The organism is Pseudomonas sp. MMS21 TM103 (assembly GCF_022132145.1).
Lineage (GTDB): Bacteria > Pseudomonadota > Gammaproteobacteria > Pseudomonadales > Pseudomonadaceae > Aquipseudomonas.
Genome location: NZ_JAJISP010000002.1, coordinates 102,505 through 128,763, shown reverse-complemented (window position 1 = coordinate 128,763; position 26,259 = coordinate 102,505). Strand labels below are relative to the sequence as shown.

The following is a 26,259-nucleotide window of genomic DNA, read 5'->3' as shown; positions in this document are numbered from 1 at the left end:
TGGCGATTAGCGCAGGTCGGCGTTCTTGTCCCAGCTCACGTAGCGCTGGAGCATGAGCATGAGCCGGTCGAGGGCGAAGCCAAGCAGGCCGATGACCACCACCGCGACCATGATCCGCCCGAGCGAGTTGGAGCTGCCGTTCTGGAACTCGTCCCAGATGAATTTGCCCAGGCCTGGGTTCTGCGCCAGCATTTCGGCGGCGATCAGCACCATCCAGCCGGTGGCCAGGGACAAGCGCAGGCCGGTGAAGATCATCGGGATCGCGGCCGGCAGGACGATGCGCCGCACATGACTGAGGGGCGACAGGCTGAGCACGCGGCTGACGTTCTGCAGGTCCTTGTCCAGGTTGGCCACCCCAACGGTGGTGTTGATCACGGTCGGCCACAGGCAGCACAGCGCCACGGTCACCGCCGAGGTGACGAAGGATTTGGCAAACAGCGGGTCGCTGCTGGTGTAGACGGCGCTGACCACCATGGTCACCAGCGGTAGCCAGGCCAGCGGTGAAACCGGTTTGAAGATCTGGATCAGCGGGTTGACCGCGTTGTAGATCGGCTTGCTCAGGCCGCAGACAATCCCGAGCGGGATGGCGATCAGCGAGGCGATGAAGAAACCGGTCATCACCGTGTACAGGCTGGTGACGATCTGTTTGAAGAACGTTGGCTTGCCGGTGTAGGGGCGAATGCTGACCTTGGCGTCGGGGTCCTTGGCCAGTTTCTCGGCGTTGCGTACTTCCTGACGCTCGAAGAAGGCATCGGCGCGCTTCTGCTCGCGCAGGTGTTCATCGATCAGCGTACCGAACTGGCTGGCCACCTGGGCCGGCCCGGGGAATTTACCCAGGCTGGTATCAATGCTGCCGGCAACCATCTGCCAGAACAACAGGAAGGCGAGAATGCCGAACATGGGCATCAGCACGCTGGGCAGCCAGCGTTTGATGGCCAGGTTGCGAGCGGATTTCAGGGTGTCTTGAATGGGCTGGGCGACGGCGGGGTTGCTCATCGTCTTGTCCTCGGAGCAGAGGGGGGCCGGCGTGTCCGGCCCCCAGGGCAATAGCTGCGTTACAGAACTGAGTCGGGTTTCAAGCCAATCTTGAACTGGTTGATGTACTCGTTCGGTTTGCGCCCGTCATAGGTCAGGCCATCGATGAACTCGCTGGTGGGAGCCCGGAAACCTTCTTCGCCAGCCGGGGGGAAGTCTTCGGCCTTGGCCTTGCCTTCCGCGATCAGCTCATTGGCGGCACTTCGGTACACCGCCGGCAGGTAGACCTGTTTGGCGATATCGAAGTACCAGCTGTCCGGTTTGGCTTCGCCAACCTGGCCCCAGCGGCGCATCTGGGTCAGGTACCAGATGGCGTCGGAGTAGTAAGGGTAGGTTGCGTTATAGCGGAAGAACACGTTGAAGTCCGGGACCTCGCGCTTGTCACCCTTCTCGTACTCGAAGGTGCCGGTCATCGAGTTGGCGATCACCTTGGCATCGGCGCCAACGTATTCGGGACGCGAGAGGATTTCTACGGCTTCCTCGCGGTTGGCGTTGTCGTTCTCATCCAGCCACATGCCGGCGCGGATCAGTGCCTTGACCATGCGCTTGTGGGTTTCCGGGTTGGCGTCGGCCCAGGCTTTGGAGACCCCAAGGACTTTTTCCGGGTTGTTCTTCCAGATTTCGTAGTCGGTGATCACCGGCACGCCGATGCCTTTGAACACGGCGGCCTGGTTCCAGGGCTCGCCCACGCTGTAGCCGCTGATGGTGCCTGCTTCCAAAGTGGCCGGCATCTGCGGCGGCGGGGTCACCGAGAGCAGGGCGTCGGCGTTGAGGGTGCCGGTAATGTCGCCCTTGGCCGGGGCATAGTAGCCGGGGTTGATGCCGCCGGCGGCCAGCCAGTAGCGCAGCTCATAGTTGTGGGTGGACACCGGGAACACCATGCCCAGGTTGAACGGCTTGCCCTTGGCTTTGTATTGCTCGATCACCGGCTTCAGTGCATCGGCCTTGATCGGGTGCACCGGCTTGCCGTTTTCCATCGGCACATGCTTCTTCATTTCATCCCAGACGGCGTTGGACATGGTGATGCCATTGCCATTGAGGTCCATGGAGAAGGCGGTGACGATGTCGGCCTTGGTGCCGAAGCCGATGGTGGCGCCCAGGGGTTGGCCGGCGAGCATGTGCGCGCCGTCCAGTTCGCCGGTGATCACCCGGTCCAGCAGGACTTTCCAGTTGGCCTGGGCTTCCAGGGTGACGTAGAGGCCCTCGTCCTCGAAGAAGCCTTTCTCGTAGGCAATCGCCAGTGGGGCCATGTCGGTCAGCTTGATAAAGCCAAGCTTGAGTTCGTCCTTCTCCGGGTTGGCGGCGTGGGCAATCTGCATGCTCAGTGGCGTGAGCAGCATGACGGCGGCGCAGCCCAGGCCAGTCAGGGTCTTTTTCATGAAGGAGCGGCGAGCGGTGGAGTTGCGCATGGTGGTTCCTCAGTTCTCGGAAACGAAAAAAAGACGTCAACGGACAACTCTGCCAGCTAGGGCAGGGTGCCTTTGACGTCTTTGTCTATTCGTCTCGATCACCGCCGTTGGCGATCCGAAGACGGGTGTTAGGTCTTGGGGAGATAAATGCAAAGGGCTTGCCAGGTTTTCTGCGGCGATTGGCATGGCGGCTTGCCTGTCGCTATTGCGGTACCTCGACCGGTTCTAGGTCAGCGTTATGTAAGCTATATATATCAACTAGATAAGATGGCTATCTAATGTTGAATATATTTAATGTGCGCGGCGCTCGCTGGAGACAGACGCGTAGAAGTGTCTGTCTGTTGGCGGTAATTTGATTCAATGGCGGGCGCGCTGACGGGGGGATGAGCGTTTTTGGTTCGCTTTGCATGCGGCCTGCCCGGTATCCCGAAGGGGATGGTTTGGCCGCTAGCTGTCGTCAATGCAAACCAGATGGCTGCGCCATTTCGCAATGCGCCGCAGCCTGTGCAATCGAGGAGTCCTGGTGCCTCGGTTTATCGAGCGGCAGGTTTCATCTGCGCCTCCTCGACAAACTCCTTGAGCCACTTGAGCACATCGACAGCATCCCAGCGCGCCGGGTCGAACATGGCATAGGCAAGACCCTGATAGCCCACCACGTCCAGTTGCTTGTGATAGCCGGCGCGTTGCAGCAGTGCTTCGATTTCGGCGAAGCAGGTGTTGAAGTGCACGCGGGTGAAAGGGGTTCGGCCCTCGGTGACAATCCCCTCCAGGTGCAGTTCGGCGGCTGTGGCGCGAACTCTATCCAGAGGCATCCGGTTCACGCTGTGTTTCAGTTGCAAGACATCCAGCATCGTTGTGCTCCTGATTGACGCTGTGGATTGGCCAGATTCGCTGTCTGCAGACCTGACGAGGTAGCAGGGACAAGGGTAGCCTAAAAAGACTGTACAAATAAACAGTATTAAACAATAGTAAGACCAGGCCCTACTGGGTATTCACTCGATCACCCCCGGTCATTCGCTGGCACAGCCACTGACCGGCGGGACTGCAGAGGAGCAACTAGTAATGCAACAGATGCTGATGACAGTTGTGCTGTTGGGGCTGCTGGCAGGCTGCGCCCAGCCGCAGGTCGAGCGACCCAAGGCCAATGGCTCCTACCTGGTAATTGAAAACAGCGAGGCCTGGGCGGTAATGGTTTCGGATGGCAAGCGGGTGGAGGAGCGCGGCACCGTGATGGACGTGATCAAGCTGCCCAGCCCGCATTCTGCAGTGGCCGCCAGCTATGTGATCGAAACGGCCAACTGCGGCCGGGTGCAGTGGCTGACCGAACGCGCCGATGATGCGGGCGGTGCCACCACTCTGATATCGCCGCGTAACAAGCAGCAGCTTGGTGGCGCTGGCTGCATGCTTGGCAGCGGGCTGGCCCGGGTCTGGACAGTGCTGGATTATTCGGGCTAAGGCGCAGGCGAGCTGCTGGCTGTCGTGCCCGCCAAGATGCATCAGCGGGCACGCAGCAAATTGCTTAGCTATCTGTACTCTTGCGCGTTTTGCTCGGCGCTGGGGCCTGAATCAAGCCATCGGCCCGGAACATCGCCTTGATCCCGCGTACGGCTTGGCGAATGCGATCCTGGTTCTCGATCAGGGCAAAGCGCACATGGTCGTCACCGTAATCGCCAAAACCGATGCCGGGTGACACGCACACCTTGGCATCCAGCAGCAGTTTCTTGGCGAACTCCAGCGAACCGAGCTTGGCGTAGGCTTCGGGAATCTTGGCCCAGACGTACATCGAGGCTTTCGGGTTCACCACCATCCAGCCGATCTCATGCAGGCCTTTGACCAGCACGTTGCGGCGCTGGCGATACTGTTCTGCGATATCGAGCACGCACTGTTGATCGCCTTCCAGCGCTGCGATGGCGGCGACTTGCAGTGGAGTGAAGGTGCCGTAGTCGTGGTAGCTCTTGATCCGCGCCAGGGCGTTGACCAGTTCCTTGTTGCCGACCATGAAGCCAATACGCCAACCGGCCATGTTGTAGCTCTTCGACAGGGTGAAGAACTCCACGGCAATGTCTTTGGCCCCCGGAACCTGCATGATCGACGGAGCCTTCCAGCCGTCATAGACGATATCGGCATAGGCCAGATCGTGGATCACCAAAACGTCGTACTGCTTGGCCAGGGCCACCACGCGCTCGAAGAAGTCCAGCTCCACGCATTGGGCGGTGGGGTTGGAGGGAAAACCGAGGATCATCATCTTCGGCTTGGGGATGGATTCGCGAATCGCCCGTTCCAGTTCGGCGAAGAAGTCCACGCCGGGTACCAGCGGCACCGAACGTACCTGGGCGCCGGCAATCACCGCGCCGTAGATGTGGATCGGGTAGCTGGGGTTGGGCACCAGCACGGTGTCGCCATGGTCCAGGGTGGCGAGCATCAGGTGCGCCAGGCCTTCCTTGGAGCCGATGGTGACGATGGCTTCGCTGTCCGGATCGATCTCGACGTCGTAGCGATCCAGGTACCAGCGCGAGATGGCGCGGCGCAGGCGCGGGATGCCGCGGGAGGTGGAGTAGCCGTGGGTATCATCGCGCTGGGCGACCTGTACCAGCTTCTCGACGATATGCGGCGGCGTAGGGCCGTCGGGGTTGCCCATGCTGAAGTCGATGATGTCCTCGCCGCGGCGACGGGCAGCCATCTTCAGTTCGGCAGTGATGTTGAATACGTAAGGCGGGAGTCGATCGATGCGCGCAAAGCGGCGCGGAGCTTGGTCAGCCATGCTGTCCTCGAAACGTAAGCGCCCGGAACCGTCCGAGCGACGTTGGCCACTGCGGTGGCCAGGCGCGACGATAAACGCAGCGCCCGGCGCTTGTCGAGTGGATTCTCGATGCACCGGGCGGGCATGTTGATTCAAGCTGGGGTGGTGCGCTTGAGTTCGCGCAACACCTCGATCAGTGTTTCGATATCGGCATCGCCGGTACGCCAGGATGACACGCTGAGACGAAACGCCGGGCGCCCCTGCCAGACGGTAGGGCCGAACCAGACCTGCCCCGAACTCTGTGCGGCGACGCGGATCGCCAGCGTTTGCCGGTCGCTGTCTGCGCGCAGCAGGACCTGATTCAACACGACACGGTTGAGCACCTGGTAACCGGCTGCGCGCAACTGGGTCGCCAGATGGCTGGCCTGGCGGATATGCCGGTCAATCATTTCACGCAGGCCGGCGCGGCCGAGAGAGGACAGCGCCGCCCAGATCGGTACGCCCCGCGCGCGGCGGGAGAACTCCATGGTCAGGTTCTTCTGCGCATCCTTGGAAGCACTGGCGTACACCGCATCTCAGTTCATCGCGCTGGCCAGGGCATCTGCATCGCGGCAGATGGCCATGGCGCCGTCGTAGGGCGTGTTCAGCCATTTATGGCCATCGGTGGACCAGCTATCGGCAAGCTCGACGCCATCGGCGAGTGCGGCTGAGGAGGACGCGCGCGCCCACAGGCCGAAGGCGCCGTCGACATGCACCCAGGCGCCGGCGGCCTTGGCTCTGGGGATCAGTTCGGCGAAGGGATCGAACTCGCCGGTATTCACCTCGCCGGCCTGCAGGCAGAGGATACTCAGCTCGTCCAGCTCCGGCAGTTGTGTGGGGTCGATCCGGCCTTGTGCATCGGTTGGCGCGACTATCAGGCGCTTGATGCCGAAACCGAGGATGCGCAGGGCTTTCTGCACGGTTACATGGCAGCTTGCGGAAATCACCACGCGTACTTCCGGTGCGCCGGCCAGGCCGTCTCCGTCGAAATCCCAGCCCCTGCGCGCGAGCAAGGCACGCCGTGCGGCAGACAGGCAGGCAAGGGTCGAGGCGGTGGCGCTGGGGCCGAATCCTACTGCACTGGACGACGGCAAGCCGAGCAGCTCGACGATCCAGCGCCCGGCAATCCGCTCCAGGGTATCGGCCACCGGCGAGTTGTCGAATGAGGAAGCGCACTGGTCCCAGGCCAGCACCAGGCGTTCCGCTGCAGCGGCAGCCGGTAGCGTGGCGCCGATGACGAAGCCGAAATAGCGCGGCCCATTGGAGGCCACGGTCGCGGCCGAGCCTATGTCATCCAGGCGTTGCAGTACCTGGCTCGAAGGGCTGCCGTCTTCGGGCAGCGCCTCGTCGAATGCGCGCAAAGCGGCGATGGCCGCGAGTGGCGGAAACACCGGGCGGGTCGCGATACTGTCAAGGTAATGCAGCGCGCGCCGGTCGGCTTCGGCCAGGAGTTGGCGCTCTTCGTCATGGCTGGACATGGGGTTCTCACTGTCGGCGGATGGCTATGCGGATGCCTCCACCCTAGTCGGCCGAGCAGTGACGCAACAGTCACACACCCAGGCGCATGGGGCCATACAGTTGCGCGCGCAATCGTCAGGCAATAGGAACAGTCGACCGTCGAGCAGTACAGTCGGGTGCTAGAGGAGATGGGTGGCGAAGCTGATGATAGAGGGCGGCCACCGGACGATGGCCGCTAGTTGGGTCAACTGCCCAGCATGTCGTGCATGGCGATGATCTGCTCGGCGACCTGTAACAGTTTCTGCTGCCGGCTCATGGCTTGGCGACGCATCAGGGTATAGGCCTCTTCCTCGTTGCAGCTTTTCATTTTCATCAGCAGGCCTTTGGCCAGTTCGATTCGTTTGCGCTCGGCAAGCTGTGCGTCGCGCGCCTGTAGCTGTGCGCGTAGCGCCTGATCGCTCTCGAAACGGGCCATGGCCACGTCGAGGATCGGCTGCAGGCGTTGAGCGTGGATGCCTTCGACGATGTAGGCACTGACCCCGGACTGAATGGCCTGGCGCATTACCCCAGGGTCGTGCTCGTCGGTGAACATGACGATCGGTCGCGGTTGGTCGCGGCTGACCAGTACCACTTGCTCCATCACATCGCGGCTTGGGGATTCGGTGTCGATCAGGATTACGTCAGGACGTACGGCCTCGACGCGTTCGGGCAGGTCGATAGTCAGCCCTGATTCGTCGATCACCTCAAACCCGGCTTCGATCAGCGCGGCTTTCAGGCGCCCGACCTTCTTCGGGGTGTCGTTGATCAATAGGATGCGCAGCATAGGAACTCTCCGGGCAATTACAGGGCGACAGCGTCGCTGTCGGCCAAGGCGTGGAGCGTGAAGCTGCGGGCATAGCCAGCTGGATCTGAGCCATTCCAGGTCTTGCCATCGAGCAGTGTGGCGCTACGTTGTTCGGCCGGTACCCTGATATGCAAAGCCTCTGCCGCCTGACAGTAGAGGTCAAGCTGCTGTACCTGGCGGGCAATGCCGAGGTAGTCGGGGTCATCGCGCAGCAGGCCCCAGCGGCGAAACTGGGTCATGAACCACATGCCGTCGGAGAGGTAGGGCATGTTGACTGCCCCGTCGGCATGAAAACGCAACGGGTGCGGATCCAGCCAGGCGTGGCCGAGGCCGTCCTGATACTGACCGAGGAAGCGTGGCTGGATGGCGCTCAGTGGCGCCCCCACATAGTCGTTGCCGCTGAGCAATTGCGCAGTGCTGCGCTTGTTCTCTTCGTTGTCGTCGATGAAGCGACTGGCCTCCAGTACGGCCATCACCAAGGCGCGGGCGCTATTGGGGTGCTGCTCGACAAAGGCGCGGGTACAGCCGAGGACCTTTTCCGGGTGGTCCGGCCAGATCGACTGAGTGGTGGCCAGGGTAAACCCAAGATTTTCATCGACCGCCTGGGCGCACCAAGGCTCGCCCGCGCAGAAACCGTCGATGCGCCTGGCTTTGAGGTGAGCGACCATTTGTGGCGGCGGTACCACCACGCTATCGACATCGTTGAGTGGGTGAATGCCCTGACTGGCCAGCCAGTAATACAGCCACATGGCATGGGTGCCGGTGGGCAGGGTCTGGGCGAAGGTCAGTCTTGCGCCGTTTTGGTGCGCGCGCAGCTTTAGTGCGTCGCTTGTGGTCACGCCGGCAAATTGCAGGGCATGGGACAGGTTGATGCTCTGGCCGTTCTGGTTCAGGCCCATCAACACCGCCATATCGGTGGCCGGCGCGCCGCCAAGGCCAAGTTGCACGCCATAAATCAGGCCATAGAGGCTGTGCGCTGCATCGAGCTCGCCACTGAGCAGTTTGTCGCGCAGGCTGGCCCAGGATGCCTGGCGTTGCAGGTTGATGGTCAACCCATGCTTCTCGGCGAAGCCCTGAGTGGCGGCGACAATCACCGATGCGGCATCGGTCAGGGCCATGAAGCCCACGTTCAGTACGCGCTTTTCCGGAGCCTCGCTTCCAGCAGGCCATGCCTGTGTATCGATACGGCTGTGTGTATGCTCGCTCATGGCGCTTTTCCCAGATCAATACAAAAAGGTGCCGTTCCAATGGCTGCATGACCCAGCGATTGGAGCGACACCATTGTCTATCAAGCCGATTCCGCCGTTGGAAGGGCTCTGTTGTTTGGGATTAAGCAAGTGATATGCCAGTACGCGGGATCTGTTGGCAGAACCATGACTGGCGCAGGGCAATGAAAGGGAAGGCGTTGGGGGTCGTGAAATGATTTTCGCTGGCGGCAAGCGCCTGAAGTCGCTCTCGCGAAGGCGCTCGATCTGTTCACAGCCCCAGCCCAGGTTGCACTCAACGTTCGAGCATCTGCTTGATGGTGCCCGGCGGGACTTGCAGCTTGCGCCCTTCACTGTCGGTGAATTCGATCATGCCCGTGTCGTTATCCAGGCGAGGCTTGCACTCGCTGGTCAGCATCTGGCCATCGGTGGTGGTGATGATGTATTCGCTGCTACAGCCGGCCAGGGCAGAAGCGCATAGCGCTGCGATAAGCCAGATTTTCATGAAATGCTTCTTATGCTGGAAGTGAGTCCGCTGTTACCCCCTCTCGCAAAAGGTAGCTGCTGGGCATTCGCCTGCAAGGGCTTCAGCCAAGAAAAAGCCCCGCACGGTGGCGGGGCTTTTTTTGTAGCGTTGTAGCGTTAGGCTTGAACGACCGGGATGTTGGCGTTCGCTGCAGCTTCACGGAACTCGGCGATCTGGTCGAAACTCAGGTAGCGATAGACATCGGCTGCCATGGTGTCGATTTCCTTCGCGTAGACCATGTACTCCTCGACGGTCGGCAGTTTGCCGGTGATCGCCGCAACCGCAGCCAACTCGGCCGAAGCCAGGTAGACGTTGGCACCATCGCCCAGACGGTTGGGGAAGTTACGGGTCGAGGTCGACACCACGGTGGAGTTCGCTTCAACGCGTGCCTGGTTACCCATGCACAGCGAGCAGCCTGGCATTTCCATGCGCGCGCCGGCTTTGCCGTAGATGCCGTAGTAGCCTTCTTCGGTGAGCTGATGCTGGTCCATCTTGGTTGGCGGCGAGAGCCACAGGCGAGTAGGCAGGGAGCCTTCGACTTTCTCCAGCAGCTTGCCAGCCGCGCGGAAGTGACCAATGTTGGTCATGCACGAGCCGATGAACACTTCGTCGATCTTTTCGCCTTGAACGCTGGACAGCAGACGGGCATCGTCCGGGTCGTTCGGGGCGCAGAGGACCGGCTCGTTGATATCGGCCAGATCGATTTCGATGATTTCGGCGTACTCGGCGTCCTTGTCGGCAGTCATCAGCTTAGGATCGGCCAGCCAGGCTTCCATCGCCTGAGCGCGACGCTCCATGGTCCGTGCATCGCCGTAGCCTTCGCTGATCATCCAGCGCAGCAGGGTGATGTTCGATTGCAGGTACTCGGCGATGGCCTTTTCCGGCAGCTTGATGGTGCAACCGGCAGCGGAACGCTCGGCGGAGGCATCGGACAACTCGAAGGCTTGCTCGACAGTCAGTTCGTCCAGGCCTTCGATCTCGAGGATGCGGCCGGAGAAGGCGTTGATCTTGCCCTTCTTCTCAACGGTCAGCAGGCCTTTCTGGATCGCGTAGTAAGGGATCGCATGGACCAGGTCACGCAGGGTGATGCCTGGTTGCAGTTTGCCCTTGAAGCGCACCAAGATGGACTCCGGCATGTCCAGCGGCATGACGCCGGTGGCGGCAGCGAACGCTACCAGGCCGGAGCCGGCCGGGAACGAGATGCCCATCGGGAAGCGGGTGTGCGAGTCGCCACCGGTACCGACGGTATCCGGCAGCAGCATGCGGTTCAGCCAGCTGTGAATGATGCCGTCGCCTGGACGCAGGGACACGCCACCACGGGTGCGGATGAAATCCGGCAGGGTGTGGTGGGTGGTCACGTCGATCGGCTTCGGGTAGGCCGCGGTGTGGCAGAACGACTGCATGACCAGGTCGGCGGAGAAGCCCAGGCACGCCAGGTCTTTCAGCTCGTCGCGAGTCATCGGGCCAGTGGTGTCCTGGGAGCCGACGGTGGTCATCTTCGGCTCGCAGTAAGTGCCAGGGCGTACGCCTTGACCTTCCGCCAGACCGCAGGCCTTGCCAACCATCTTCTGCGCCAGGGTGAAACCCTTGGTGCTTTCAGCAGGCGGCTCAGGCAGCTTGAACAGATCGGTTGGGCCCAGGCCCAGTTCGGCCCGCGCTTTCTCGGTCAGGCCGCGACCGATGATCAGCGGGATACGGCCGCCGGCACGGACTTCGTCGAGCAGCACCGGAGTCTTCATCTCGAAGCGAGTCAGGACTTCGTCGCTGCCGTGCTTGCAGACCTTCCCGGCATGCGGGTACAGGTCGATCACGTCGCCCATGTGCATCTGAGATACGTCGAATTCGATCGGCAGAGCGCCGGCGTCTTCCATGGTGTTGTAGAAGATCGGAGCAATCTTGTTGCCGAAGCAGAAGCCGCCCGCGCGCTTGTTTGGCACGTTTGGTACGTCGTCGCCGAAGAACCACAGCACCGAGTTGGTGGCGGATTTGCGCGAGGAGCCGGTACCGACCACGTCACCCACGTAAGCGATAGGGAAGCCTTCGCCACGCATGGTTTCGATTTGCTTCATCGGGCCGGTGACGCCTTGCTCATCGGGCACGATGCCATCGCGAGCCATTTTCAGCATGGCCAGGGCGTGCAGCGGGATGTCCGGGCGCGACCAGGCATCAGGCGCAGGGGAAAGGTCGTCGGTGTTGGTTTCGCCAGTCACCTTGAACACGCGCAGGCTGATCTTGTCGGCCAGGGTCGGGCGGTTCTTGAACCACTCGCCATCGGCCCAGGACTGCAGCACGCCTTGAGCGTGAGCGTTGCCGTTCTTGGCTTTTTCCGCAACGTCGTGGAAAGCGTCGAACATCAGCAGGGTGTGCTTCAGTTGGGCGGCAGTAGTAGCGGCCAGTTCGCTGTCGTCGAGCAGCTCAACCAGGGTGGCGATGTTGTAGCCGCCCTGCATGGTGCCGAGCAGTTCGACGGCGTGTTGCTTGTCGATCAGCGGGGAGGTGGCTTCGCCTTTGGCGATGGCAGAGAGGAAGCCGGCCTTGACGTAGGCAGCTTCGTCCACGCCTGGCGGTACGCGGTTGGTGATCAGGTCGAGGAGAAAGGCTTCTTCGCCAACCGGCGGGTTCTTCAGCAGCTCGATCAGGCCTGCGGTTTGTTCGGCGTTCAGCGGCTGGGGCACGATACCCTGAGCGGCACGCTCTGCTACGTGTATGCGATAGGCTTCAAGCACAGTTATTACCCTCATCAGTGGTCCCAAAGGGTTGTCCGGGACGCGATCCAGAAAACCCTGAACCAGGCGCTTCGTGGCTTTATGGGCCCCTCAGCCATGGTTTCAGAGGTTTCTTGCAGAAGCTGTTTTCAAAGTTTTACGCCGGCAGGACGGATTGATGAGGGCTGGCGCAGGCACTTGAAAGGGCGTTCCAAGGGCCTGCGTCAACATCGTACCTGCAGGATTTACTGTGCTCGTGACGCTTTGAAAACAGCTTCCAACGGACATTGGCGCCTATAAAAGGCGGGCCGATTCTACTGGAAAGCTTCGGTAAAGTTAAGCTAAAGCCCCGCAGCGAGCAGACCAGGTACAAATCGCATCTGCAAAGGGCAGATGTAGAGAACGTCGGTGAAACGTCGAGTTTTCCTCGGGTCAAGGTGGGTATCCGGTCTCTTGTCCATGCTGCCGGCAAGTGTGCGGTAGCTGTCAGCCGGTCGCTCGACAGGGGTGAACTGACTTAGACAAAGGGCTAACATGCCCGCCTTTCCGCCAGCATGTATCCATCCTTGCCATGTCCAATCAGCGCATCAAGACCCCGTGTGTCGGCCTTTGCTCCACTGTCTACGGTGACGTGGTGTGCCGTGGCTGCAAACGCTTTCACCATGAAGTGATCAACTGGAACAGCTATAGCGACGAGGAAAAATACGCGGTCTGGCTGCGCCTCGAGGTGTTGTTGGTGCAGGTGATGACATCCAAGCTGGAAGTTTTCGATGGGGCGCGCCTGCGCAACCAGTTGGAGCAACGGAAAATCCGCTTCGTGCCGCAGCAGTCGCCTTACTGCTGGGCATACCAGCTGATTGCCCGTGGCGCCCGGGCGATCAACCAGCTGGAGGCCTACGGCATGGTGTTGCTGCCCGAGTTTCGCGACTGGAGCCTTCCCGAGTTGCGTGATGCCATCGATCGCGAATTTTTCCTGCTCTCCGAGGCACACTACGAGCGCTACATGGCCCCGAAGTTCATGCGTGAGGGCTTGCAGTCACGCTTCTGATCATTGCCTGGAGCAAAAGGGCAGTCTGCTCACGGAATTGGTTATTCGCGGCTAAGCCCGATGGATAGTCTCGTCCGGTGTTTGCTGGAGTTCCTCGTAGGGCTCCAGCAAATGGACTGCGTGGTCGTGAGGTTTCAGAACCAGCAGGTCGCTGTCGAGCCGGTCTAGTATCGCTTCTGCCGTATTGCCTATCAGCATTCCCGCGAGACCATTGCGCCCGACGGTGCCAATGACGGTGATTGCTATCTCCAGTTGATGGGCGATCTGCAGGATCAGCGCCTTGGCAGGGCCTTCGCCAATATGCAGTTGATAATCGTGGAGCTGATATTCCTCTTTGAACCAGCGGCTTGCCTCGAGACAGTGGGACGCGTTGCCGTCGTAGCGTGGCGCGCAGGAGTCAGCTGCGGGAAAGGGTGTTGCCGGATAGGCACTGACCACATGGGTGGAACCACCGATCAATGCGGCGAGATCGACTGCATGTCCTATGATGCTGCCTTGCAGTTCACGATGCTGGTTCTCGGCGTTTTCTATATCCATGGCTGCCAGAACCCGGCCGCCACTCCAGGGCCGCCCGGTCTTGGTCAGCAATACCGGAACCGGGGATTGACGAAGCAGCCTCCAGTCCTCAGGGGTGATCAGGTGCTTGATCCACAGGTTATCGGGGTAATGCTGCTTGATCAGTAAGTCGCAAGGGTTGGCTTGCAGGGTGGCGAGAATTGCGTTTGCTGGTTGCGAATGGTCGCAGTCGATCTGTTGCGTGGATACAACAAATCCCTCCCCTTTGAGCTGTTCGCTAAGGTGGCGGAGGAACGGCGCCTGGTCGCGCCGGTTGTCACAAAGCAATAAGTGGATTTCTGCGTGAATACCCGTGGCTATGTGCTTGGCGCGTCTCAATGGGAGGCTGTCGGGTTGCTCGGAATTGAGCGCCACCAGGATGCGGCGAATGCTATGCATGGCTATCTCCCACAAGGTTCGATCTACACCACAGTGACTGTGATAGAGGCCGACCTCATGATGCCGTGCAATGGGAGAGGTACTGCTGGCCTGACTGGAACCTAGCCAGCATGGTCGATGCTCAACGCTTTTGCCTTGCCGTATGTCGGCTAGTTGAGGAGCCGCCGCCAGGCGGTGCTATTGCCGTTGCACCCGCACAGGTAGGCGGCAGGCAATAAGCCACCGGCAGGCGGCTTGGGTGGCGGGGGGTCAGTGCTGTGCTACCAGTTCCTCCAGGTGGGCAATGATGTCATCGGGCTTGAGCACCAGGACGTCGCAATCCAGCGCGTCGAGGATCACCTCGGCAGTGTTGCCGATCAACGCCCCTGACAGTCCGGTGCGAGCCACTGTGCCGATCACGGTCACGGCGGCATTCAGTTGATGAGCAACTTGCGGAATCAGCACATCGGCCGGGCCTTCGGCGATATGCAGGCGCTCTTCGGCAATGTCGTATTCGGCCTGGAAGGCTTTGCACTGCTCGCGATAACGCGCCTCGATGGTCTCTTTCAGCTGGAAGGTCGGGTCTGCGGCCGAGAGCATCGGCGCAGGATGGGCGCTGATCACATGCAGGTTGGCCTTGGCCAGCGCGGCGATGTCGTAGCCGTGGTTGACGATGCTGTTGTGCAGGGTGCGGTGTTCACCGTCGGCGTTACCGACATCGACCGCGGCGAGTATGGTGCCGCCAGTCCAGGGTTTGTCGGTTTTCACCATCAACACCGGGGCCGGGCAATAACGCAGCAGTTTCCAGTCGTCAGGGGTGAGCAGGGCTTTTTTCAGTGGATTGTCAGGAAAGTGCTGCTTGATCACCAGGCCACAGCCTTCGGCCTGCTGCACGGTGATGATGGTCTGGTGCAGGTTTTCATGCCATGCCTGCTGACTGGAGGTACTGTAGCCCTCCTTGTCGAGTGTGGCGCACAGGTCACTGAGATAGCTCGAGTGGTCATGCTTCTTGCCGCAGACCAGCAAGTGCAGGTGCGATTGGGTCACGCCAGCGATCAATTTGGCCCGCTTGAGAGCCAAGCCTTCGGGTCGTTCTGGTTCCATGACGACTAAAATGTTGCGAATGGCTTGCATGCTCGCCTCCGTCCGAAGTGGGTTGTGACTCGTAACACCTAACTATAGGTACAGCATAGATGCAGCAACAGTACTGAGTTCTTGACCGGTATCAACTGACCGGCTGGTCGCGCGCCGCTTCACTCGTATAATGGCCGGCCCAGCCCGTCAGACGAGGCTGCCATTGGATCTCGTGAGCTTATGCAACTGTTACCTGAAATTGAAGCCTTCCTGTTGTGCCCAACTCCTGACGCCTGGATTGCCCAAGCCTTGCAGAATCAGGATCTGATGCTGATAGATCACGCCAATTGCGAGAAGAAGGCCGCATCAACCGCCTTGACCCTGCTTTTTCGCTATATCGAAAAGGCCGATTTGCAGCACAATTTGTCGCGTTTGGCCCGTGAGGAACTGCGTCATTTCGAGCAGGTCGCGGCGCTGATGAAGAAGCGTGGGATCACCTATCGTCCGGTCAGCGCTGCCCTGTATGCCCAGCGGCTGCACAAGCACATGCGCACCAGTGAGCCGCACAAGCTGGTGGACACCCTGATTGTCGGCGCTTTTATCGAGGCGCGTTCCTGCGAACGGTTCTTTCGCCTGGCGCCGCATCTCGATGAGGAGTTGGGTCAGTTCTATCGCTCGCTGCTCAAGTCCGAGGCGCGGCACTACCAGGGTTACCTGAAGATGGCGCGCGACTATTCGGCAGAGCCTATCGATGAGCGAGTGGCGTACTTCGCCGAGGTCGAGCGCGAGGCGATCCTCACGCCCGACAAGGAATTCCGCTTTCACAGCGGCGCAGCCGCTTAGGGCAAGCGCCACCTTTATCGGAAATCAGCAGGACTACGCGGCTGCCGGCCTCGCCATCAGCGCTGCCTGGCGGTCGCCGCGCAGGATGACGATGGCGAGGGCCACCAGCAGCAGCGAGGCGCCTGTCAGCACGAAGAACACGTCCTGCAGCGAGCCTGTGGTTTCGCGGATATAGCCGGCCAGCAGGTTGCCCAGGGTGCCGCCCAGGCCGAAGGTCACCATGCAGATGCCGCTGATCTGCATGGTCGCGGTCGATGAATAGTGCTGGTTGAGCCAGCCGGCGACGATGCCCCACATAGGGAAGTACATCAGGCCATAGCCGAAGCCGGCGACCAGGGCGAACTTGCCCGGGTCCGCGACGAATGCCAGCAAGCCCAGGGTGAAGCCGCTGAAGATCACCATCAGCGCGGTGCCATGGCCCTTGCGGTCGGCCAACTTGCCGGTGAGGAAACCGGCCACCATGCCCGTGCCGCCGACCGTCGCCCAGGTGTAGCCGCCCAGAGCCGCCGGCAGGCTGAGTTCATCCAGGTAGCTGTTGAGCCAGTAGGAAAACGGCATGGTAGTGAAGCCGACGAGCAGGCAGATGAGGCAGGCGAACAGGGCGGTGCGCTCGCCGATGATGGTGGCGAACAGCCGGGAAGTGGGGATCACCGAGTCCACCGGGCCGGCGCTGGCGGTCGGATTGACGGGCGCCGGCTTGAGGTCGCGCAGCATGTGCCAGGTCAGGGCCACGACCAGCAGGCCGAACAGCCCTGCGACCTGCCAGCTGGCCTGCCAGCCAAGCAGCGGCACCACGACAAGGATCAGTAGGCCATTGAGCGCATAGCCCCAGGCCGTGCCGCTGGAGGCGCAGGACAGGTAGGTCGAGCGCGACTCGGCGCGGGCGCAGCGGCTGACGATCTCGACGATGCAACCCCAGCTGATCGCCGCGCTGGCGGCCAGGCAGGTCAGGGCCAGCGTGATCAGCAGGGGATCACGCAGCTGCGACATGGTGAGCAGCAGGGTGCTGGAGGTGATGCCGGTGATCAGGGCCAGGCGGCCGGTGCCCAGGCGATGGCCGAGCAGGCCCAGGAGCATGGCGCCGCCGAGATAGGCCAATTGGGTCAGGGCGCCGATGGTCGCCAGCTGCCAGGCACTGATCTCGATGGACTCGCGCATATAGGGCATCAGGGCGGCAAACAGGAACATGCCGAAACCATGGCTGACGATCTGGTTCATGCCGAACGTGGTGGGCATTCGCATCATTCGTGCTCCGTGACAGTGCTCGGGAATCCACATGGGCAAGCTGGGTGCTGGCTAACATATCGGCTTGCCAGCGTTCAGAAAAACGATAAATATTGATTGTGACCTTCAATAAAGTTGAATTCTGCCATGCGTGATCTGCCGATCGTCTTGCTGCGCACCTTTGTCGTGGTTGCCAGCACGCTAAACCTGACCACCGCGGCCCAGCGCCTGCATCGCGCGCCCTCGACCATCAGCATGCAGCTCACGCGGCTGGAAGAGCTGGTAGCGACCGAACTGCTACAGCGCGGCCAGTACGGGGTCAGGCTGACCCCTGCCGGAGAGCAGCTGAAGTCCTGCGCCCAAGAGCTGCTCAACCTGCATGACCGCATCCTCGGCACCTTCCGGCACGCCGATGTAGGCGGGCAGGTGCGCCTTGGTACCCATGACCAATACGCCACGCGGAACCTCGCCCCTCTGCTGGAGACCTTCGTGCTGAGCTACCCAGAGGCCAATCTGGAGGTGGTCTGTGATCATCGGCCCGAATACCTGGCGTCGCTGGTGGCCGAGGGCAAGTTGGACCTGGCCCTGGTTGAGATGCCGGCCTTGTCGGATGGCGGGCAGCGCTTGTTTCGCGACGAACTGGTCTGGGTGTGCAACGAGGCACATTCGACGCACCAGCGCGAACCGCTGCCGCTGGCGGTCTTTGCCGAGGGCTGCTATCACCGTGATTCGGCGCGCAAGGCCCTGGCCAACGCGCAGATCCCGTACCGGATCGCCTTCACCAGTCAGAGCCGGGCTGGCGTCCTGGCGGCCGTACGTGCAGGGATCGGTGTGGGGATCATTCCCCGTTCGACTCTGGAGCCTGGTCTACACGTGATCGAGGAAGGGCTGCCGTGTCTGCCAGGAACGGATATCACCTTGTTCGTCGCCGAGCAGGTCAACGAGGCGACTCAACGCCTGGCGCAAACCATTGAGGCAAGCCCGCAATACCGACGCCAGGCCGTTGCTGCTAGAGCGTTAAGCCCGCAGCAGCGCTGATCAACCGAGAGAGAAGGGGGCCAGCTGCCAGTTTTGCTCGTCGACCTGCAAGGCCCAGCCTTGACTGTCCCAGTCACCCAGGACAATCCGTCTGGCAGGCTGACCTGCCACTTGCAGCGGATGTATCGCAGGGCGGTGAGTGTGGCCGTGAATCAGCGTGCGCACGCCATGGGTGGCCATGATCCGCGGCACTTCTGCCGGGGTGACATCGACAATGTCGCTGGCTTTCATGCGGGTTTGCGCGCGGCTTTCATTGCGCAGTTTGCGCGCCAGCTTGCGGCGGGTGGCCAGCGGCAGGTTGCGCAGGATCAACAGCGACAGCGGGTTGCGTAGCCAGCGGCGCAGGCGCATGTAGGCCTCATCCTGGGTGCAGAGGCTGTCACCGTGCATCAACAGGACTTTCTCTCCGCCGAGTTCGACCAGGCTGGGGTCGCGCAGCAGGGTGCAGCCAGCCTCGCGGCAAAAGGCCTGGCCAATCATGAAGTCGCGATTGCCATGCATCAGGTAGATGCGCGTGCCACTGTCACTGAGGCGGCGCAGGGCTTGGGCGATGCTGCGCTGGAAGGGGCTGATGGCGTCGTCGCCGATCCACACCTCGAAGAAGTCGCCAAGGATATACAGCGCCTCGGCTTCGCGTGCGCGGCTCTCTAGAAAATGCAGAAACGCCCGGCTGATGTCCGGGCGCTCCTGTTCAAGATGCAGGTCGGAGATCAGCAGGATCACTCGATGATCTCGGCCTTCTCGATGATGACGTCGTCGACCGGTACGTCCTGGTGGCCGGATTTCATGGTGGTGGCAACACCCTTGATCTTTTCGACCACGTCCATGCCTTCGACCACTTCAGCAAATACTGCATAGCCCCAGCCTTGTACGGTGGGGGCGCTGTGGTTGAGAAAGCTGTTGTCGGCAACGTTGATAAAGAACTGCGCGGAGGCCGAATGCGGCTCCATGGTGCGGGCCATGGCCACGGTGCCGACCTTGTTGAGCAAGCCATTGTTGGCTTCGTTCTTGATGGTCGCACGGGTGGCTTTCTGCTTCATGCCTGGCTCGAAACCGCCGCCCTGTACCATGAAGTTGCTGATCACGCGGTGGAAGATGGTGCCGTCGTAATGACCTTCCTTCAAGTATTGCTTGAAGTTGGCCACGGTTTCGGGCGCCTTGTCTTCGAACATCTTTAGGGTGATGACGCCATGGTTGGTGTGCAGCTTGATCATGTAGGTAATCGCTCTGTCGAGAAATCCATTAGCCTGCTCGCCATCCTTTGCTGACACCACGTTAGCGATGTGCGGGGGATAGAGAACCGGTTCGTGGGCCTGTCAGGGGGTTGACAGCTTCGGCTATGATAAGCGCTTTGTTTTAGTCGGCCTACCCTGTGCCGCGAACCTGCATGATCAAGGACCCCATGAGCAAGCCAGAGATTGTCGCCGCTTCGAACTTTCTTCGTCCCATCGTCCAGGCCGACCTGGACAGCGGCAAGCACACGAAGATCATCACCCGGTTCCCGCCGGAGCCCAATGGCTACCTGCATATCGGCCATGCCAAGTCGATCTGCCTGAACTTCGGCCTGGCCAAGGAGTTTGGCGGCGAGTGCAACCTGCGCTTCGACGACACCAACCCGGCCAAGGAAGACCAGGAATACATCGACGCGATCAAGAGCGACCTGCAGTGGCTGGGCTTCCAGTGGGCCGGCGAGGAACGTTACGCCTCCAATTACTTCGACCAGTTGTATGACTGGGCCGTCGAGCTGATCAAGGCCGGCAAGGCCTACGTCTGTGACCTGTCGCCCGATGAGGCGCGCCAGTACCGCGGCAATTTGACTGAGCCGGGCAAGAACAGCCCGTTCCGCGAGCGCTCGGTGGAAGAGAATCTCGACCTGTTCGCCCGCATGAGGGCCGGTGAGTTCCCCGATGGCGCTCGCGCCCTGCGCGCGAAGATCGATATGGCCTCGCCGAACATGAACCTGCGCGATCCGATCCTTTATCGCATCCGCCACGCCCATCATCACCAGACCGGTGACAAGTGGTGCATCTACCCGAGCTATGACTTCACCCACGGTCAGTCGGACGCCATCGAGGGCATTACCCACTCGATCTGCACCTTGGAGTTCGAGGATCATCGACCGCTCTACGAATGGTTCCTCGACAACCTGCCGGTGCCGGCCAAGCCGCGTCAGTACGAGTTTGCCCGTCTCAACCTGAACTACACCATCACCAGCAAGCGCCGGCTCAAGCAGTTGGTCGATGAGGGTCATGTGCAGGGTTGGGACGATCCGCGTATGTCGACCCTCAGCGGCTATCGCCGGCGCGGCTACACCCCGGGTTCGATCCGCACCTTCTGCGACATGGTCGGCGTCAACCGCGCAGGTGGCCTGGTGGATATCGGCATGCTCGAATTCGCCATTCGTGAAGACCTCGATGCCTCCGCTTCGCGGGCCATGTGCGTATTGCGGCCCTTGAAGGTAGTGATCACCAATTACCCCGAAGGTCAGGTGGAAAACCTCGAGCTGGCGCGCCATCCCAAGCAGGACATGGGCGTACGTCAGCTGCCGTTTGCCCGCGAGATCTATATCGACGCCGGCGACTTCGAGGAAGTCCCGCCTGCCGGTTTCAAGCGCCTGATCCCAGGTGGCGAAGCCCGGTTGCGTGGCAGCTACGTGATCCGCGCCGACGAAGCGGTCAAGGATGCCGAGGGCAATATCGTCGAGTTGCGCTGCAGCTACGACGAAAATACCCTGGGCAAGAACCCCGAGGGACGCAAGGTCAAAGGCGTGATCCATTGGGTGCCGGCCGCCGCCAGCATCGAGTGCGAAGTGCGCCTGTACGACCGCCTGTTCCGCTCGCCGACCCCGGAAAAGGCAGAAGAGGGCAGCAGCTTCCTCGACAACATCAATCCTGAGTCGCTGGTGGTGCTCAAGGGATGTCGCGCCGAGCCGTCGCTGGCCCAGGCGCAGCCCGAGGAGCGTTTCCAGTTCGAGCGTGAGGGCTACTTCTGTGCCGACATCAAGGACAGCAAGCCCGGTGCCCCGGTGTTCAACCGGACCGTGACCCTGCGCGACTCCTGGGCTTAAGGCTCAGGTGCTTTGATTTGAACCGGGCCGGTGCGCTGGCCCGTGGTTTCCAAGGAATCCCGATGCTCTCGATCTACAACACGCTGACCAAAAGCAAAGATGTCTTCAAACCGCTGGTGGACAATCAGGTGCGCATCTACGTGTGCGGCATGACGGTTTACGACTTCTGTCATATCGGTCATGCGCGGGTGATGGTGGCCTTCGACGTGGTCACCCGCTGGCTGCGCCATCGCGGCTACGACGTGAATTACGTGCGCAATATCACCGACATCGACGACAAGATCATCAGGCGCGCCCATGAGAACGGCGAGCCGTTCGAAGCCCTGGTCGAGCGCATGATCGCCGCCATGCATGAAGACGAAGCGCGGCTCAACGTGCTGCGCCCGGATCAGGAACCGCGTGCTACCGGGCACATCGCGGGCATGCACCAGATGATCCAGACCCTGATCGACAAGGGCTTCGCCTATGCCCCGGGCAATGGCGACGTGTATTACCGGGTCGGCAAATTCGTCGGTTACGGCAAGCTGTCACGCAAGAAGATCGAAGACCTGAAGGTCGGTGCGCGCATCGAGGTCGACGAAGCCAAGCAGGATCCGCTGGACTTCGTCCTGTGGAAGGGGGTCAAGCCCGGCGAGCCGAGCTGGCCATCGCCCTGGGGGGCGGGGCGTCCAGGCTGGCACATCGAGTGTTCGGTGATGTCCACCTGCTGCCTGGGCGAGACCTTCGACATTCACGGCGGCGGCCCGGACCTGGTGTTCCCGCACCACGAGAACGAGATTGCCCAGAGCGAGGCGGCCACGGGCAAGCTTTATGCCAACGCCTGGATGCACGCGGGCGCGGTGCGCGTGGATGGCGAGAAGATGTCCAAGTCCCTGGGCAACTTCTTCACCATCCGCGAGGTGCTGGAAAAGTACCACCCGGAAGTGGTGCGCTACCTGCTGGTGTCCAGTCACTACCGCAGCCCGATCAACTACTCCGAAGACAGCCTCAAGGAAGCCAAGGGCGCCCTGGAGCGTTTCTACAATGCGCTCAAGGGGTTACCGGATGCGCCCGCTGCCGGCGGCGAGGCCTTCGTCGAGCGTTTCGGCGCGGCCATGGACGACGACTTCAACTCGCCGGAAGCCTGCGCCGTGTTGTTCGAACTAGCGCGTGAGATCAACCGTCTGCGCGACAGCGATCAATCGGCGGCTGCCGGTCTGGCGGCGCGTTTGAAGGAACTGGCCGGCGTGCTCGGTGTGCTGCAGCTGCAACCGGACGCGTTTCTCCAGGCCGGTGCCGCAGGCAAGGTCGATGCCGCAGAGGTCGAGACGCTGATCGCCGCGCGTCTGCAAGCCCGCGCCGAGAAGAACTGGGGTGAATCCGACCGTATCCGTGACCAGCTCACCACCATGGGGGTGGTGCTGGAAGACGGCAAGGGTGGGACCACCTGGCGCTTGGCGGAATAACCGTTCGCCGGACCAAACAGGCCGCTTTCGAGCGGCCTTTTTCTTTTTTGCAGGATGAGGCGCGGCAGCCGTTTGAGCGACGCGATCGTCAGCCTTCTGCCTGATAACCAGAGCGATTTATCCCGGTAAGGACGATGAATCGGTTTTGTGTATCCCGGGCTCTGGGCAAGTGCGCTACAAATTCGAGAAATCTGCAGAGCGTGCGGGGCTTCATGCCGGCCGGGCATTAGCCTGTGGTGCCGCAGCCCAACAATCTGTTGCAGCCTCGTGAATATCTGCGGCTGCCCAAGAGTTGGGGGCGCCGGTGATGACTGGATACAGGCTTTTGCAGGATCCAGCTGCTGGCGATATTGCTTGCTACGGAGGGGCGCCCAGTGCGCATGCCACCCCCGCCTAGGTCATCACATTGGCTGCAGCAGGTCATCGGGAGTCAGGCTCAGTTCCATAGCCAGTTCCAGATTCCAGGCAGGCGGGCATGCTGCAGCGGGTCGCTGAGGCTGCGCTTCAAGGCTGCCCGCTCGAGGGGCAGGCGCTGGTCGTAGAAGGGTTTGGCGTCAGTGGCGAGACCGACGTCAACGGCCACATCCAGCAGAATCTGCAGGTACTCCTGCATATGCCGTGCGGTGTAGGTGTTGAGGTCATGGAAGGTCACGACCACAGGGATTACCCGCTCCACGACCGGCATGCGGCCGGCTTGGACCTGAGTCGCTATCAGTGCGAGTTGGTCGCGCAGGTTGCTGCGCCGGCGCAGGCTGCCGTTGATGCCCCAGGTCTTGCCGTCGTTGGCGCTCAGGTCGGTCAGCAGCAAATGCAGGCCATGCGCCTGGTAGGCGGCAAAGGTGCGCTGGTCGTAGTTCCAGAACGGCGGCCGGACCAAGCGCGGCGGCTTGTCACTGACGGCACTGAGGTCGGCCACGCCATCGCGTAGCGACTGTTCCAGTTCGGCCGGGTTGAGGAAACGATGATTGGAATGCCTGGGGGTGGCGCTGTGAAAACCCAGCAAGTGGCCATCTTTCTGCTGGCGATGCAGCAATGCCTGTCCTTGAGCACTACCGCCAGCGTAAGGCGCGCGAGTCTGGATAAAGAACAGCGCCTTGATTCCGGGCTGGATGGGGTTGTCTGACAGGGCGTCGAGAATCTGCCGGGTCGGATTGAGTCCCACGCGGCCACTTGGGCCGTCGTCGAAGCTGAGCAGAAAACGTATCGGTGCAATCCCGGGTGATGGCAGGGGAGGTGGTGTGCTGACGCAGGCACTCAACAGCGCCAGAGCCGACAACGCCCAGCCCCATGTGCATAGCTTTCGTGGGGCGCGGCAAAACCATGCCAATGCTCGTGAAGCAGCGACTGCAGGGTGCAATGGAAAGCTCATCGGGTTGTTTGACTCGTGAAGACCGGGGGCGAAGGGTACAGCAGCCAGGGTGGTTCGGGGTTTTACTGTGGAGGCCGGCAACTGCCGGCTGACGGCGGAAGATGGAGAACTCGCAAGCTGCGCGGATCGATCGTTGGCGGTTATGCTCGTTTCGCCACCTTATTAGCGATTATCACTGGAGTTGGTCCACTCTTCGCCACAAGAGCTTGCCTGCTGCCTGAGTTCAACCCGTCACCGCATTGCGGTGCAGGGGCGAACGATGGCAGCGTTTTAAAGCTTCAGCCCCTGCTCCCTCAAGCGCTTGTACAGCGTATTGCGGCTCAGGCCCAGGCGCCTTGCCAGGTGCGAAATATTGCCGCCACAGGCCTTAAACTGGCTGGCCAGATCCTCATCAGCGGTTGCCAATAGCCCCGGTTGCTCAGTTGCCGAGTTGCCGTCATCGGTTTCCTGCAGATCGGCAAAAAAATCATCCGGCAGATGCTCCGGCCTAATTGGCTGGTCATCGGCCATGGCCAGGGCGATTTGCAGCACGCTGCTGAGTTGGCGCAGGTTGCCTGGCCAGGGGTGGCGCTCGAACAGTCCCATCACTTCAGGGGTGGGTTTGGCCCATTGCTGGGGTTCGCGATGGTATTCCCAGATGCGTTGCACCATAGCGGCAATATCGGTGCGTTCGCGCAGGGGCGGCAGTTCCAGGTTTAGGCCACTGATGCGGTAGTAGAGGTCCTGGCGGAACAGACCGGCATCGACGTCCTGGCGCAGGGAGCGGTTGGTGGCGGAGATCAGGCGGATATCCACCGGGTAGAGTTCGCTGCTGCCCAGCGGTTGCACGCAGCGTTCCTGCAACACCCGCAGCAGACGGGCCTGCACGCGTAGCGGCATGTCGCCGACCTCGTCGAGAAACAGGGTGCCTTGATGGGCCTTGCGGATCAGGCCGACGCTGCCTTTCTGGTTGGCGCCGGTGAAGGCCCCTTTTTCGTAGCCAAACAGTTCCGACTCCACCAGCTCGGCGGGAATGGCCGCGCAGTTGACCGCGATCAACGCATGCTTGGCGCGGGAGCTGGCGTGGTGCAGGGCTTTGACAAACACTTCCTTACCGACGCCGGTTTCGCCATGCACCAGGATCGGGATGTCTTTTTCCAGCAGGCGCTCGGCCTGGCGCACGGCTTTATCGACACGTGGGTCGCCGAGGTTGATCGAGGCTAGGGTAAAGCCTTTGCTGCTGGCCTCGGGCTCGATGGGTTGACGGAAATCCCTGGCCTGGATCGGCGCCGGCTGCTGCGGGCGTTTGACCTGCGCGTGAAAGCGGAAACGGCCACCGGCGCGCAGGCAGAAGGGCAGGGCTTCGGGCTGGTTGAGCAGGTGTTGCAGGGGCACATCGAACAGGCTTTCGATACTCACCCGAGCCAGACCGACGCCGAGCAGGCTGTCGGCGCGGCGGTTGGCCGACACCACCTGGCCCTGGTCATCGAAGATCAGCAGACCTGCCCAGGGGCTTTCCAGGTTATCCAGGCTGGTATTGAACGTCAGTTGAAAGTAGCGCTGCTGGAACAGGTTGAGGATCAGGCGGTTTTCCACCGACTGGCTCATCATCTTGACCATGCCCAGGGTGTGGGAGGGCGGCAGGTAGCTGTCGCTGGAAACGTCCAGTACCGCAATCATTTGCCGTTGCTCGTCGAAAATCGGCGAGGCCGAGCCAGTCATGAAACGGTTGACCTTAAGGAAGTGCTCATCGTGCTGGATATGCACGGGTTGCGCGCAGTTCAGAGCGGTGCCAATGGCATTGGTGCCGGTGTAGCGCTCCAGCCAGCTGGCTCCGGCGACGAAGCCGGGCGCGCGGCTGGGCTCGATAAAGCGCTGGTCGCCCCAGGACTGCAACACCTGACCCTGCTTGTCGGCGAGCATGATCAGGCAATTGGAGTTGGCCAGGATGTTGCCGTAGTAGGGCAGCACTTCTTTATGGGTGGTGTGCACCAGAGCGTGCTGACTTTCCAGCAGGGCAGACACTTCGCCAGGGCTGGACTGAGTGAAGATGGGGGTGCTCTGGTGAGTCAGACCGAAGTCGCGGCAACGCGACCAGGAGTCCTGAATGATGGTCTCGTGGGGCAGGACACTGGCAGTTTCAGCCATGACGTAAGTCTCGCAGTGGGTCTTGTTGTTATTAGGTTCCGGTCTTCGCCGACGTGCCCCCAGTGTCGCCTATAGCTGTTCAAAGTCAACGTTATGACTGTTCAATTGTTCATGATTGACTGTGCAAAAT

At 61.2% G+C, this 26,259-nt stretch carries 23 protein-coding genes; 6 read left to right on the top strand and 17 right to left on the bottom strand.

All coding sequences use genetic code 11. From position 1 onward, the window contains the following. Positions 1-6: 6 nt before the first annotated feature. The 3 genes from LJY18_RS07670 to LJY18_RS07660 all read right to left on the bottom strand — a co-directional run bounded on the left by LJY18_RS07670 (position 7) and on the right by LJY18_RS07660 (position 3,295). The gene (locus LJY18_RS07670; RefSeq protein WP_238041228.1) at positions 7-996 is read right to left on the bottom strand and encodes an ABC transporter permease; all 990 of its coding nucleotides are present in this window, start codon (positions 994-996) and stop codon (positions 7-9) included. Positions 997-1,055: 59 nt separating this feature from the next. Beyond that, the gene (locus LJY18_RS07665) at positions 1,056-2,375 is read right to left on the bottom strand and encodes a CmpA/NrtA family ABC transporter substrate-binding protein (protein WP_442964480.1); all 1,320 of its coding nucleotides are present in this window, start codon (positions 2,373-2,375) and stop codon (positions 1,056-1,058) included. A gap of 602 nt (positions 2,376-2,977) precedes the next feature. After that, positions 2,978-3,295, bottom strand: coding sequence for a transcriptional regulator (locus LJY18_RS07660; RefSeq protein WP_238041226.1), 318 nt, complete (start codon positions 3,293-3,295; stop codon positions 2,978-2,980). A 211-nt stretch (positions 3,296-3,506) separates the two neighbouring features. Here LJY18_RS07660 and LJY18_RS07655 point away from each other — a divergent pair, with 211 nt between their 5' ends. Further along, positions 3,507-3,899 (top strand): hypothetical protein, encoded by a 393-nt coding sequence (locus LJY18_RS07655; RefSeq protein WP_238041225.1) that lies wholly within the window; start codon positions 3,507-3,509, stop codon positions 3,897-3,899. A gap of 64 nt (positions 3,900-3,963) precedes the next feature. Here the strand turns inward: LJY18_RS07655 and alaC are convergent, their stop codons facing one another. From alaC to acnB, 7 genes are all read right to left on the bottom strand, one after another. Next, a complete protein-coding gene (alaC, locus tag LJY18_RS07650; protein ID WP_238041224.1) occupies positions 3,964-5,205 on the bottom strand; it encodes an alanine transaminase in 1,242 nt (413 codons plus the stop codon). A 131-nt stretch (positions 5,206-5,336) separates the two neighbouring features. After that, positions 5,337-5,753, bottom strand: coding sequence for a hypothetical protein (locus tag LJY18_RS07645; RefSeq protein WP_238041223.1), 417 nt, complete (start codon positions 5,751-5,753; stop codon positions 5,337-5,339). A gap of 6 nt (positions 5,754-5,759) precedes the next feature. Then, a complete protein-coding gene (locus tag LJY18_RS07640) occupies positions 5,760-6,701 on the bottom strand; it encodes a pyridoxal phosphate-dependent decarboxylase family protein (RefSeq protein WP_238041222.1) in 942 nt (313 codons plus the stop codon). 224 nt (positions 6,702-6,925) lie between these two features. Next, complete coding sequence (locus LJY18_RS07635) at positions 6,926-7,504, bottom strand: ANTAR domain-containing response regulator (protein WP_238041221.1); 579 nt, start codon at positions 7,502-7,504, stop codon at positions 6,926-6,928. A 17-nt stretch (positions 7,505-7,521) separates the two neighbouring features. Next, positions 7,522-8,733, bottom strand: coding sequence for a CmpA/NrtA family ABC transporter substrate-binding protein (locus tag LJY18_RS07630; protein ID WP_238041220.1), 1,212 nt, complete (start codon positions 8,731-8,733; stop codon positions 7,522-7,524). Between the two features lie 292 nt (positions 8,734-9,025). Next, complete coding sequence (locus LJY18_RS07625) at positions 9,026-9,235, bottom strand: YgdI/YgdR family lipoprotein (RefSeq protein WP_238041219.1); 210 nt, start codon at positions 9,233-9,235, stop codon at positions 9,026-9,028. Positions 9,236-9,372: 137 nt separating this feature from the next. Further along, positions 9,373-11,982: a bifunctional aconitate hydratase 2/2-methylisocitrate dehydratase gene (gene acnB, locus LJY18_RS07620; protein ID WP_238041850.1), complete on the bottom strand. Its 2,610-nt coding sequence runs from the start codon at positions 11,980-11,982 to the stop codon at positions 9,373-9,375. Between the two features lie 550 nt (positions 11,983-12,532). Between acnB and LJY18_RS07615 the strand changes: the two genes are divergently transcribed. Beyond that, entirely contained in the window at positions 12,533-13,009 is a 477-nt protein-coding gene (locus LJY18_RS07615) for a DUF1289 domain-containing protein (RefSeq protein WP_238041218.1), read from the top strand. Positions 13,010-13,060: 51 nt separating this feature from the next. Here the strand turns inward: LJY18_RS07615 and LJY18_RS07610 are convergent, their stop codons facing one another. Both LJY18_RS07610 and LJY18_RS07605 read right to left on the bottom strand, forming a co-directional pair. Further along, positions 13,061-13,963 (bottom strand): universal stress protein, encoded by a 903-nt coding sequence (locus tag LJY18_RS07610; RefSeq protein WP_238041217.1) that lies wholly within the window; start codon positions 13,961-13,963, stop codon positions 13,061-13,063. 249 nt (positions 13,964-14,212) lie between these two features. Next, the gene (locus LJY18_RS07605; RefSeq protein ID WP_238041216.1) at positions 14,213-15,076 is read right to left on the bottom strand and encodes a universal stress protein; all 864 of its coding nucleotides are present in this window, start codon (positions 15,074-15,076) and stop codon (positions 14,213-14,215) included. Between the two features lie 180 nt (positions 15,077-15,256). On the opposite strand from LJY18_RS07605, the gene LJY18_RS07600 reads away from it, so the two are divergent. Further along, positions 15,257-15,859, top strand: coding sequence for a tRNA-(ms[2]io[6]A)-hydroxylase (locus tag LJY18_RS07600; protein WP_238041215.1), 603 nt, complete (start codon positions 15,257-15,259; stop codon positions 15,857-15,859). 33 nt (positions 15,860-15,892) lie between these two features. On the opposite strand, the gene LJY18_RS07595 is transcribed toward LJY18_RS07600, so the two are convergent. Beyond that, positions 15,893-17,095 (bottom strand): MFS transporter, encoded by a 1,203-nt coding sequence (locus tag LJY18_RS07595; RefSeq protein WP_238041214.1) that lies wholly within the window; start codon positions 17,093-17,095, stop codon positions 15,893-15,895. A 135-nt stretch (positions 17,096-17,230) separates the two neighbouring features. Between LJY18_RS07595 and LJY18_RS07590 the strand changes: the two genes are divergently transcribed. Next, positions 17,231-18,121 (top strand): LysR substrate-binding domain-containing protein, encoded by an 891-nt coding sequence (locus tag LJY18_RS07590; protein ID WP_238041213.1) that lies wholly within the window; start codon positions 17,231-17,233, stop codon positions 18,119-18,121. Here the strand turns inward: LJY18_RS07590 and lpxH are convergent, their stop codons facing one another. Beyond that, positions 18,122-18,844: a UDP-2,3-diacylglucosamine diphosphatase gene (lpxH, locus tag LJY18_RS07585; RefSeq protein WP_238041212.1), complete on the bottom strand. Its 723-nt coding sequence runs from the start codon at positions 18,842-18,844 to the stop codon at positions 18,122-18,124. Then, the gene (locus tag LJY18_RS07580; protein ID WP_238041211.1) at positions 18,841-19,335 is read right to left on the bottom strand and encodes a peptidylprolyl isomerase; all 495 of its coding nucleotides are present in this window, start codon (positions 19,333-19,335) and stop codon (positions 18,841-18,843) included. Before LJY18_RS07580 ends, lpxH begins: the two co-directional genes overlap by 4 nt. 188 nt (positions 19,336-19,523) lie before the next feature. Between LJY18_RS07580 and LJY18_RS07575 the strand changes: the two genes are divergently transcribed. Both LJY18_RS07575 and cysS read left to right on the top strand, forming a co-directional pair. Then, complete coding sequence (locus LJY18_RS07575) at positions 19,524-21,188, top strand: glutamine--tRNA ligase/YqeY domain fusion protein (protein WP_238041210.1); 1,665 nt, start codon at positions 19,524-19,526, stop codon at positions 21,186-21,188. 62 nt (positions 21,189-21,250) lie between these two features. Then, positions 21,251-22,633: a cysteine--tRNA ligase gene (gene cysS, locus LJY18_RS07570; RefSeq protein WP_238041209.1), complete on the top strand. Its 1,383-nt coding sequence runs from the start codon at positions 21,251-21,253 to the stop codon at positions 22,631-22,633. A gap of 436 nt (positions 22,634-23,069) precedes the next feature. Here the strand turns inward: cysS and LJY18_RS07565 are convergent, their stop codons facing one another. After that, positions 23,070-24,050 (bottom strand): polysaccharide deacetylase family protein, encoded by a 981-nt coding sequence (locus LJY18_RS07565; RefSeq protein ID WP_442964479.1) that lies wholly within the window; start codon positions 24,048-24,050, stop codon positions 23,070-23,072. A gap of 222 nt (positions 24,051-24,272) precedes the next feature. Further along, positions 24,273-26,129, bottom strand: a complete 1,857-nt coding sequence (locus LJY18_RS07560; RefSeq protein WP_238041208.1) for a sigma-54-dependent Fis family transcriptional regulator — start codon at positions 26,127-26,129, stop codon at positions 24,273-24,275. Positions 26,130-26,259 lie beyond the last annotated feature (130 nt).